This window comes from Silvanigrella sp. (assembly GCF_044369315.1).
GTDB lineage: Bacteria > Bdellovibrionota_B > Oligoflexia > Silvanigrellales > Silvanigrellaceae > Silvanigrella.
In genome coordinates this window covers 1-11372 of record NZ_JBIPMD010000091.1, presented here as the reverse complement: position 1 = coordinate 11372, position 11372 = coordinate 1, and the positions used below count along the sequence as shown (strand labels likewise).

Below are 11372 nucleotides of genomic sequence, written 5' to 3'. Positions count from 1 at the left end.
TTAATCGCACTGCTTACTTCCACGCTGATGGCTAATCTTTACGTGGGTGAGATTCGCACTCACTGGTTCTTACGCACTTATCTTGGCGCACCATAAAATATCCTTCATATTATTTATATATTTTCATAATTTCAATATCTATCTTTTTTATTAATTCTGTACCTACTTTTTTGGAACACATTAAATACCTTTTTTCCCCTTCAGGAAAATCATTTAATTCTTTCATCTCTAAATAATTTTTTAAAACAGGATCTTTTTCAAAAAAATATTCTGCTTCATTTCTACCTAAAATCATATAATCTGCAATATTATCTTTAATTTCATAGAGCATTTTTTCATGGTCTTTAGTTGATAAAATAATACCCTGTGGTAAGTGATTTTCAACGAATGAATTATTATATTTTTTAATTAAATATATTTGTTTTTTTATATAATCTCCATAACTATAGCCAACTTTTAATAATAAATTAAAATTATTATTTTTTAAAATATCAACAAAATTTTTATAATCATTAAATTTAAAATTATTTTTTTTAATAATAATAATTGATTTTTTATCTTTATAAAATGGCTTCGTAAAATAAGAAATTTCTTCTCTTTCCTTATTTTTTACTGCATTTGGATAACATATTTTTAATTTATTCTCTTTTATTGCTGGAATAGCTCGAACTAATGGAATATTATTAAATTCATATGAAATATTTGAAGAGTTTAAAATCTTTCTTACGATTTTATAAGTAATTCCATCTATTGGGATTTCATTCTTTTTGTCAAAAATAAAATATGGTGGTCGATTCTGAACATAAAGATAAATTTTTTCATCTTCAAATGAATAAGATTTATTTATAAATAAAAAATTTAAAATTACAAATAATATTATTTTTGTCATAAAATTCATTGTCTCTAAAGCATAAAACACAAGTATTAATTAATATTATATGAATTAGAATAAAAACAAATGACATTAAGTTGACATTTCATTACTTTATTCAATTTTTATTTAAAAAATAATTAAAAATTAAGAACCTAAGTTATTTGATTTTCTCAAATAAACAAGTTATATGTTTCTTAATACTTTGTTTTAAACGGGTGAGTTATGCAGTACATTTTAATTTTTACAGTTCCTATTTACTTAATAGCTATTTTACTTGAAATTTTAAAATTTAAACCTAAATTAAGTCAGACTTACAAACTAAAAGACACTTTAGCTAGTTTGTCTATGGGATTAGGATATTTGTTTGTTTCCTCCATTTGTGGTTTATATATTTATTATATTTTCTCTTTTTTATATAAGAATCGGTTATTTGAAATCCCTAATGTCTGGGTAGCTTTATTTAATGGTGATAAAATTTATATTTGGGGTTTTATTTTACTCATATTTTTAGAAGATTTTTGTTATTATTGGTTTCATAGAATGAGTCATATTTGCCGATTTTTTTGGTGTGCTCACGAAACTCATCATTCTTCTGAATATTATAATTTTGGTACTGCATTAAGACAATCTTGGATTGGAGCTCCTTTTACCTGGATATTTTGGGCGCCCCTTGCTTTTATTGGATTCAAACCTGAAGATATTATTTTCCAATCATCTTTAAATTTATTTTATCAATTTTGGGTGCATACAAAACTAACAAAATCTTTTGGAATATTTGATCATATACTCAATACACCAAGTCATCATAGAGTTCATCATGGCACAAATATTCCCTATTTAGATAAAAATTATGCGGGTATTTTTATTATTTGGGATAAAATATTTAAAACATTTATTCCAGAAACATCAGTGCCAAATTATGGTGTTCTTCACCCTGTTAATTCATTCAATCCAGTTAAAATTGCTTTTCATATGCTTGGAGATCTTTATCTTGATATAAAAAATACAAAAAAAAATAAAAGATAAATTTTGTTATCTTTTATACCCTCCAGGATGGAAACCGGATCATAAGGGACTCACTTCAAAACAAATGCAAGACGAATATTATAAAAATAAATCATTCGGAAAAACCTGATATTCTCGCCGATCTTATTTTGTCTATTAATTTTTTAGATTTCAATTCTAAACTATACTTTTTTTTAATTAACCCTATCCATTTTTCTGTAATTAGCTTTGCTTCTTGCTCTATTTTAGCAAATTCACAGATGATATCACATGTATATTTTTCTTCTAAATAGTTCCATGACGAAACATTCATAGAATCCAATCGATCACTCGATATTCCAATTTGTTTTAAATTCAATTTAGAAACTTGACTTTCTGCAATCATAAATAGAGAAGCTTTTACTTTATTTTTATTTTTATCAGGGGAAATACCTAAACAGGAAAATTCATAATGCCATTCATCATTCACATTATCTAAAAAAATGGCGTAACCTAAAAGCCATGGAAATTCTTTATGAGGCAAACCTCTCATGGGGTCACCGGTAGAAGACTTCTCTACATCCTCGTAGCGACTATTATGCCAAAATGCCATATAAGATACCTTTTAATAAAAAGTAAATATTGTTTATTTATAAATGCTTATATAAAAATACTACAAAATGGATTTATGATTTGCCTTTGTAAAATAAAATTTTCAGAAAATTCTTGACATGGCGTACATCTATTATATGTGAAAGCGTGTTTCCTCTCCCGCAAATATTTGCGGAAATTCTTTCAACTCCTTTTTTGTGTGGGGTATGACGATGAAGAAAAACGTCATTCAAGAGTCTCGTGACCTTTATGGTATCGATGATTGGGGTTCCGGTTATTTTGGCATTTCTGATAAAGGAACAGTCGAAGTTTATCCGTTTGGCGACAACAATGTTTCAGTTGATTTGTCACAAATTCTAGCGATAGCGGCTGATAAAAAGGTAAAAACACCTTTAATCATACGATTTCCGCAAATACTCGACACACAACTAACCAGGCTTCAAAACGCTTTTAAAAGCGCTATGGAAGAATTTAAATATGAAGGGGATCTTCGAGCTGTATTTCCTTTTAAAGTAAATCAACGAAAAGAATTTATAGATGATCTTGTCATTAGTGGCAAAAAACATGTCTATGGCTTAGAAGTTGGCACAAAACCCGAACTTTTTGCTGCCCTTGCCTATGATATTCACCCAGAAGCTCTTTTTGTTTGTAATGGATTTAAAGACTCTCATTTTATTGAACTCGCTTTTGATGCCAAAAAAATGGGTAAAAATGTTGTTCTTGTGATTGAAGGAACAGATGAGCTTAAATTTATTATAAATCACGCTAAAAAAGTAGGGTTTTGTGTAGATATTGGCCTCCGCGCAAAACTTTATGCAAAAGGCTCCGGTATGTGGGAAAAATCCGGGGGTATTGGCAGTAAATTTGGGCTAAATAGTGTTGAAATGATGGAAGCTCTTTACCTGCTTGAAGAAGCAGGATTAAAAGACCAACTTGCCATGATTCACTACCATATTGGCTCTCAAATTACAGAAATTAAACGCGTGAAAGCTGCAATGAAAGAAGCAGCGCGTGTTTATGCAAAAATATTAAAAAGTGGATTCAACCTTCGTTACTTAAACATTGGTGGCGGTATTGGAGTTGATTATGATGGCAGTAAAACAAGTTTTTATGTCAGCCATAATTATACAATGCAAGAATTTGCAAATGATGTTATTTATATTATTCAAGATGTTTGTAAATCAGAGCAATGTAAAACGCCAAATATTGTAAGCGAAAGCGGAAGAGCAGTGGCTGCTTATCATGCCGTACTTATCACAGATGTTCGTGAAGTTGAAAAGACGGGAGGAGATCTTGAAGAATGGAAAATCTCTCCAAACGATCATAAACTTCTATCCGATATGGTGAATTCCGTTTCTTATATGAATGGAAAAAACTTTGTCGAATATTTTCACGATGCGCTTCAATACCGTGATGAACTCTTCACCTTATTTAATTTGGGTTACCTTGAAATAGAAGAACGAGCTAAAGCCGAAGTCATTTATTATGAATTATGCAATAAAGCTCTTAGTTTTTATCGCAATTCAGGAATGCAACTAGAAGAATTCGATGAGCTTGAAAAAAATCAATTTGGAAAATACATGGCTAATTTTTCCATGTTTCAATCCATTCCAGATACATTAGGAATTGATCAGCTTTTTCCTGTTATGCCAATAACACGATTAAATGAAAAAACGGAGCATCATGGTGTCATCATGGATCTCACATGTGATAGCGATGGCTGTTTAGATAAATTTGTGGATAAAAGAGATATTAAACACTCTTTAGCTCTTCATATTCCTAAATCAAATGAACCTTATTTTATTGGATTCTTTTTAGTTGGCGCTTACCAAGAAGCATTAGGTAACAATCATAATCTTTTTGGTGCTGTAAACGAGCTTATTGTTCGAATTTCGGATAAAGGAACAATTTCATCGGTTGATGAAGTAAAAGGTGAAGACGTTGGTGAAATTCTTCGTATTATGAATTATAAAGACGAAGAAATTATTGAAGGCTATAACCTTCAACTAAAAAGAAATGTCGCAGCAGGTGTTATTGACAAACAAGAAAGTGAACGTATTCTTCAAAAAGTAAAAAACTTTTTTAATGAATACCCTTACCTTGTAAGAAAAAACTCATTAGAAATAATTGAGTAATTGTACTTACCAAACATCCCCTTGATTCACTCAAGGGGTTTTTTATTTTTAGGGGATTATATGAAATTTTTTAAACGAGCTCGAGACTCAGGGTTTATTATTCCTGATTTTTCTAATTCTGTTAAATATTTTGATAATACGAATTGTAAAATTCTTGATGGAAAATTGTTAAGTAGTCATTTTGTTACTCAAGCTCAAAATTTAAGATCAGGCAGAAAAATACCCTGTTTAGCAGTTATTTTAGCTGGCGATAATCCAGCTTCACAAGTATATGTCAATAATAAAATAAAAATATTTAAAGAAGCAGGTTTTGAATCACAAAGTTTTTTTATTTCTAAAGAAGAAAGTACTGAAAAAAAACTTTTTCAAACAATAGATATGTTAAATAAAGATAATAATGTCGACGGTATTTTAGTTCAATTACCTCTTCCAAATGGATTAAATACTGAAAATATTTTAAATCGAATTTTACCTCAAAAAGATGTGGATGGATTTCTAGCCCATAACTTAGGAACTTTAGCTACGGGTGAGTTAAATAGTGCCATTGCCTGTACCCCTTTTGGAGTCATGGCCTTATTATATGCTTACGGTATAGATCCCTCTGGGAAAAATACAGTTGTTATTGGGAGAAGTAATATTGTTGGAAAACCAATGAGTTTACTTTTATTAAGCGCTGACGCTACAGTAACAATTGCACATTCTAAAACAAAAAATTTAATTCAAATTTGTCAAAATGCAGATATTTTAGTAGCTGCAGCAGGGCAACCCGAAATGGTAACAAAAGATTTTATTAAAAAAGATGCTGTCGTAATTGATGTTGGTATACATAGAAAAGAAAATGGAAAACTTTGCGGTGATACCCATCAAAATATAAAAGAAATGGCAAGCGCTCTGACTCCCGTTCCTGGTGGAGTTGGGCCTATGACAATTGCAATGCTTATGTTAAATACAGCACTAGCTTCATGGAATAAATAATACTTAAAATATTTGGTAATCTTATTCATATCTGGTAAGCTTCTTTTTGTTTTATAAAAAAATAATATTGACAACAAAAGAATTCACTGATAATAAAAAAATACACGATTCTAATTTTTAAAAAACAAATATTTAAAAATGAATAATAAGTTAAATTCAAATAGATGAGGTTATTTCTATGAAAAAAGGTTTTTTTATTTCAATATTTATTTCAATTTTGCCTAGTTTTTCTTATGCTATTGACTATAAATGCCCAAATATAAAAAATGGGGATTATAGCTCGATGTTTAATGTAGTCGATAATTGGTATATTTATGCTATAAAGCTAAATGGAAAAACCATTTACAATTTTGAAATTACAAGACAACCATTATGGGATGATTTTACTATAGAAACAACAGAAGATGAAACATCTTCACTTCTTTTTTGCAGTGCAATGTACCCACATGGATTTGTGAATTCATTAAGATCTGTTGATAGTTCTAACTGTAGAATAGATAAAATAAATAAATCTTTTCATTGTCCCTAAATATATTTATTTAATAAAAAAAGACTCTATGATTAAATAAAAGATTTTTTTCTTGCCCAATTTCTAAATTCAGTTTCAAGTTCTTCAAAGGATGATATTTCAAACAATTGATCTTGCATATGATGAATGTCAAAATCTGTTTCAATAATTTTCTCTATACTAAATGGATGTTTTTTTACTTTATCAGATAAACTAAAAAGAATTTCACCACATGAAGAAGCAATACCAGCACCATAAATTCTTGTTAACTTAGGATCGCGATTCTTTCCTTTGTGCGCCGTCTCATTAATAAGACCAAATTCAACAGTGAACCAATAAATTCGGTTGAACCACATAAGCTCTTTTTCATTTTTTGCTGCCGATCCCGCAATTCCAAATAAATGAAAAAATTCGGCAAAACGACTGTGCGTGATCATAGGCAAATGACCTATTTGATCATGAAAGGTATCTGGTGTTGGAGTGTAATCAATTTCATCTGCGTGTCTGATAAAATCGGTGCATGGAAAAACTTTATTCGCAAGCAATGCAAAGAAGTTAACAGGAGAAACAAGTCCTTCTGCTCTTATGACTTGCCATTCCGTACATTTTTTTAAAGCTTCACTTGAATCTGCTAATTTAGGAATTTTATCCAAAGGAAATTTTAAATGATGAATTCCATTCATATATTCTTCACATAAATGATCTTGAACTAAAACTCTTTGTTTTTCATACATTTTATTCCATGTTTCATTTTGTTCTTGAGAATACTTTGGAGCAATAATTTTAGAACCTATTGTGCCTTCAACAGAGGGGCTTGGAACAACGGGATATGAAGATTTTGCTTTATATTCAACCTCTATAGATAAAGCGCCTTCAGGAATGGGTATGGAGTGATTTTTGAGATTGGGACGAAATTCAGAATTCATATATCTGCCTATTTAAAAAAGGGTTTTATTTTTTTTGCGTTTCCCTCAATCAATCGGAATTGATTCAAAATACATTTGATAATCATATCGTAGAAGTTAAGCAAAGACATTATCTATTTTTATGGATCAGCTTCTCATTTAAGCTAGATCACTTTCTTTTTTATGGGCTCAGACTATCTTAAAAGGATTAAAATTTAAATAAAAAAAAACCTACTATTCTAGTTAATATTTTTCTTTATTATTCCGGGGGGAACAATACAAAAAAACTTAACAAAAAAAGTAGGTCTTTTTCAAAGAAAACGATGAATTAACCGCGTTGTGCGTAATATTCAACCACGAGACGCTCATTCACATTAAGAAGAACTTCTTCACGTGAACAAACACTAACAACAGACGCTTGAAGCTTATCAGAGCTGAGGCTTAAAAACGCTGGCGGTTGTGCATTAGAACGGTGAACGATGTTATTCTTAACAAGAGCTAAAGTAGCTTCTTTGTTAGTTGGAACAATAACTTCACCTGGTTTACATTGGTAACCTGGCATATTTACTCTACGGCCATTTACGTGAACATGTCCGTGACGAACAAGCTGACGAGCAGCTGGAATCGTTGGGGCAAATCCAAGACGGAAAACAATGCTATCGAGACGCATTTCGCAAATGCGAAGAAGAGCTTCACCAGTAAGAGTTTTAGCCTTACGAGCTGCTTTTACATAACGTTGCATTTGTCTTTCAGTAAGACCATAGTTAAAGCGAATTTTTTGCTTTTCCTCAAGAGCAAGAGCAAATTCTGACTTCTTTTGCGGAGCCGCGCCGTGTTGTCCAGGGCGGGATTTCCTTTTGATTTCTTTATTTGTAAGCCCTGGCAAAGTTCCGAGGCGACGAGCGATGCGCATGCGTGGGCCAGTGTAACGAGACATATGTACTAAGTACCTCCATAAAATGTTCAAAACACAGGCGCACTATATGTTTTTTATTTTCATAAGGAAAGCCCTTATTGAAAATCTTTTCATGTTTTTTCTTACGCCTATGCCTGCATTGTAACTAACTAAAACTATTAAATAAATTCTCCATACGCCCCGGACTAGTTTATTTGCTTGAAAAAACGGTCGGTACGGAACTCCGGAAATAAGCCAGTATCTCCAGTAGTTGAGAACAAGACAAAGATGGCTTTACCATACAGAGCATCTTCATCTACAAAACCAAAAACGCGGCTGTCAACAGAACTATCACGGTTATCGCCAAGTACAAATACTTTCTTGGGGGGAACAAGAAATGTTCCTGACTCAAAGTAAGTCTTACCAGGCTCATCCGACATCAGTATTAGATGTGGCTCCAAATGTAAATCCTTATTTTCTTCAATAATTAGAGAATTTTGATAGTAGCGGTAGGGGCTATTGCCAAGATAACTTTGTGAAACCTGTTCTCCATTGATTATAACGATCCCTTTATGAAAAGATATAGTATCCCCAGGGATACCAATAACCCTCTTTACAAATGTTTCATTACTATTAGGAGAATTAAAAAAAAGAACGTCCCCACGATCTGGACTTTTCCATCTTATAAGAGGAGATTTCACAAAAGGAAGCCATAATCCATAACTCAATTTATTCAGCATAACTCTGTCACCAGGAATAATATTTGGCAACATAGATGTTGATGGAATTAAGAAAAACCCAAGTAAAGAGGTTTTAATTAATACAAAAACAAGAATAAAACCGACTACCCATAAAAATTCTGTAAAATAATTTTTTTTCAAAAAAGGCCTCTCAGACATTTGAATTAAGAAAGTCCAACAAACAAGCCAAATTGTGATATACTCATACACTTTTTTATATCATTTTCCACCTAAAAAACTATACGTATACCCTTATTATTTGATATACCCACCATAATACCGGAGTATTCGGTTTAACTTATCAACAAATAATTGGGAGCCTTCCATGCAAGTCGAAAAACCAGCCAGAGGAATAGATTTTCCTTCGGTAGAACAGGAAATGTTAAATAAATGGGAAAGCGAAAACATTTTCCAACGAAGCATATCCGAACGCCCTCAAAACAAAAAATATAATTTCTACGATGGCCCTCCCTTTGCAACAGGATTACCACATTTTGGCCATTTTGTTCCAAGTTCTGTTAAAGACGCCTTCCCACGTTACTTTACCATGAAAGGTTTTCGGGTAGAAAGACGTTTTGGTTGGGATTGTCATGGCGTCCCTGTAGAATTACTTGTTCAAAAAGAACTTGGCTTAAATGGAAAACTGGACATTGAAAAATTTGGTATTCCCAATTTTAATAAAGCATGTAGAGAATCTGTTGTACGTTATACAAAAGAATGGCGAAATTATATCAAGCGTCTAGGCCGCTGGGTTGATATGGATGACGAATACCGTACCATGGATCCCGAATTTATGGAAAGTGTTTGGAATATTATACATAAGTTGTGGCAAAAAGGCTTAATTTACGAGGGCAAATTTGTTGTAAGTTATTCAGCTGCTCTAGGAACAACTCTATCTAATTTTGAAGCCAGTCAAGATTATCGTGATGTTCAAGATCCCTCTTTAACGATCAAAGCAAAATTAAAAGGAAAACACGAAGGTAAAAGTCTTCTTGTCTGGACTACGACACCTTGGACACTACCAGCTAACTTTGCTGTCGCTATTGATGCAAAAGCAATTTATGCTGAAATTCACGATTCAAATTCAAATGAAAATTATTATATTTTAAAAGATCGTATTTCTTCTTACTGGCCTAAAGAAAACTCATACCAAATTATTCGCGAGTTTGTTGGTGAAGAATTAGTGAATGTGTCTTATGAGCCTTTTTTCAACTCTTGGGTTGAAAAAGGTGGTAAAAATTCATTTAAAATTTATGGCACGAATTATGTCTTGCACGATACTGGAACGGGTGCTGTTCATACCGCTCCTGCATTTGGTGAAGATGACTTTCATGCAGCAAAAGAATACGGACTTCCTATATTTGACCATTTAGATTCAAACGGAAAATTTATTGAAGGAAACATCCCAGAAGTCGTAGGACTCGACTTTAAAGCGGGAGATAAGGTCATTATTGCTGATCTTAAAAAACGTGGATTTATTTTCAAGCACGAAACATTTGTGCATAGTTATCCTCATTGTTACCGATCCGGCGTTCCTTTAATGTACAGAGCTGTTCCTTCTTGGTTTGTTAAAATTCAAGAAAATCGTGATTTGTTACTTAAAATGAATGATCAAATAAATTGGGTTCCTGAGCATATTAAAACGGGTCGTTTTGGCAAATGGCTTGAAAATGCAAGAGACTGGAATATTGGACGCTCCCGTTATTGGGGTAATCCTATTCCAATATGGAAAAATGAAGTAACAGGAGAAGAGTTATGTATTGGCTCTATAGCTGAACTTCAAAAATATACAGATAAAAAAATAACAGATCTCCATATGGAATTTATAGATGATATTTTAATACCATCTACCAAAAATCCTGGTACCTTTCTGAAAAGAATTCCTTTTGTACTAGATTGCTGGTTTGAATCAGGGTCTATGCCTTACGCACAACATCATTATCCTTTTAAGCGAGCAGAAGAATTTGAATCGTTATTTCCTGCAGATTTTATTTGTGAAGGAATAGACCAAACAAGAGGCTGGTTTTACACCTTAACATTACTTTCTAGCTTATTATTTGAAAAACCAGCATTTAAAAATGTTGTAGTAAACGGCTTAATTCTTGCAGAAGATGGTCGTAAAATGAGTAAAAGTTTAAAGAACTATCCGGATCCAATGGCAACATTGGAGGAATACGGAGCCGATTCCATCCGTTTATTTTTACTATCTTCCCCAGCAACAGTAGCAGAAGAAGTTCGATTTAGTATTGAAGGTGTAAAAGAAAGCACCCGTCGTGTTTTGTTACCTTTATGGAATGCTTATTCTTTTTTCGCAACTTATGCTTCTATTGATAAGTGGTGCCCTGAAAACGATTTTATTGAAAGTAACAATCAATTAGACAAATGGATTCAGTTACGTTTAAATGAACTCATCAAAAACATTGATGAGTCTATGAACACTTACCAAATTGCAAAAGTAGCTCCTTCTATTATCGAGTTTTTTGATGATTTAAATAACTGGTACATTAGAAGAAGTCGACGTCGTTTTTGGGAAAGTAACAATGAAGCCTATTCAACACTTTATAAAGTTCTTTTACAAGCAACTCAAGTTTTGGCTCCTTTTGCTCCTTTTACAGCAGAGTATTTCTTTGGTAAGTTAGCTCTTACAAAAGAATTAAAACAAATAGGAAGTGTTCATTTATCTATTTTGCCAGAGCACAGAGAAATATCAATTGAAGAGCAAAATTTATTAAAAGAAGTATCCA

The 11372-nt window shown here is 32.1% G+C and carries 10 protein-coding genes; 5 read left to right on the top strand and 5 right to left on the bottom strand.

What is annotated here, in order from left to right:
- Nucleotides 1–109: 109 nt before the first annotated feature.
- Nucleotides 110–889 carry a transporter substrate-binding domain-containing protein gene (locus ACIQ56_RS09020; RefSeq protein WP_397600740.1) on the bottom strand — a complete coding sequence of 260 codons (780 nt, stop codon included), beginning with the start codon at nucleotides 887–889 and terminating at the stop codon, nucleotides 110–112.
- A 207-nt stretch (nucleotides 890–1096) separates the two neighbouring features.
- On the opposite strand from ACIQ56_RS09020, the gene ACIQ56_RS09015 reads away from it, so the two are divergent.
- Nucleotides 1097–1900, top strand: coding sequence for a sterol desaturase family protein (locus ACIQ56_RS09015; protein WP_397600739.1), 804 nt, complete (start codon nucleotides 1097–1099; stop codon nucleotides 1898–1900).
- Between the two features lie 91 nt (nucleotides 1901–1991).
- Here the strand turns inward: ACIQ56_RS09015 and ACIQ56_RS09010 are convergent, their stop codons facing one another.
- Complete coding sequence (locus ACIQ56_RS09010; RefSeq protein ID WP_397600738.1) at nucleotides 1992–2471, bottom strand: hypothetical protein; 480 nt, start codon at nucleotides 2469–2471, stop codon at nucleotides 1992–1994.
- 211 nt (nucleotides 2472–2682) lie between these two features.
- Here ACIQ56_RS09010 and speA point away from each other — a divergent pair, with 211 nt between their 5' ends.
- From speA to ACIQ56_RS08995, 3 genes are all read left to right on the top strand, one after another.
- Nucleotides 2683–4605, top strand: coding sequence for a biosynthetic arginine decarboxylase (gene speA / locus ACIQ56_RS09005; RefSeq protein WP_397600737.1), 1923 nt, complete (start codon nucleotides 2683–2685; stop codon nucleotides 4603–4605).
- A 60-nt stretch (nucleotides 4606–4665) separates the two neighbouring features.
- Nucleotides 4666–5580 (top strand): bifunctional 5,10-methylenetetrahydrofolate dehydrogenase/5,10-methenyltetrahydrofolate cyclohydrolase, encoded by a 915-nt coding sequence (locus ACIQ56_RS09000; RefSeq protein WP_397600736.1) that lies wholly within the window; start codon nucleotides 4666–4668, stop codon nucleotides 5578–5580.
- Nucleotides 5581–5758: 178 nt separating this feature from the next.
- Nucleotides 5759–6109, top strand: a complete 351-nt coding sequence (locus ACIQ56_RS08995; protein ID WP_397600735.1) for a hypothetical protein — start codon at nucleotides 5759–5761, stop codon at nucleotides 6107–6109.
- A 32-nt stretch (nucleotides 6110–6141) separates the two neighbouring features.
- Here the strand turns inward: ACIQ56_RS08995 and ACIQ56_RS08990 are convergent, their stop codons facing one another.
- The 3 genes from ACIQ56_RS08990 to lepB form a co-directional block, all read right to left on the bottom strand.
- Nucleotides 6142–7014: a phenylalanine 4-monooxygenase gene (locus ACIQ56_RS08990; RefSeq protein ID WP_397600734.1), complete on the bottom strand. Its 873-nt coding sequence runs from the start codon at nucleotides 7012–7014 to the stop codon at nucleotides 6142–6144.
- A 307-nt stretch (nucleotides 7015–7321) separates the two neighbouring features.
- Nucleotides 7322–7930 (bottom strand): 30S ribosomal protein S4, encoded by a 609-nt coding sequence (gene rpsD, locus ACIQ56_RS08985; protein WP_153421788.1) that lies wholly within the window; start codon nucleotides 7928–7930, stop codon nucleotides 7322–7324.
- Between the two features lie 164 nt (nucleotides 7931–8094).
- Nucleotides 8095–8769, bottom strand: a complete 675-nt coding sequence (gene lepB, locus ACIQ56_RS08980) for a signal peptidase I (RefSeq protein WP_397600733.1) — start codon at nucleotides 8767–8769, stop codon at nucleotides 8095–8097.
- Between the two features lie 184 nt (nucleotides 8770–8953).
- Here lepB and ileS point away from each other — a divergent pair.
- Nucleotides 8954–11372: isoleucine--tRNA ligase (gene ileS, locus ACIQ56_RS08975; protein WP_397600732.1), on the top strand; the 2419-nt coding region annotated here is incomplete at its 3' end.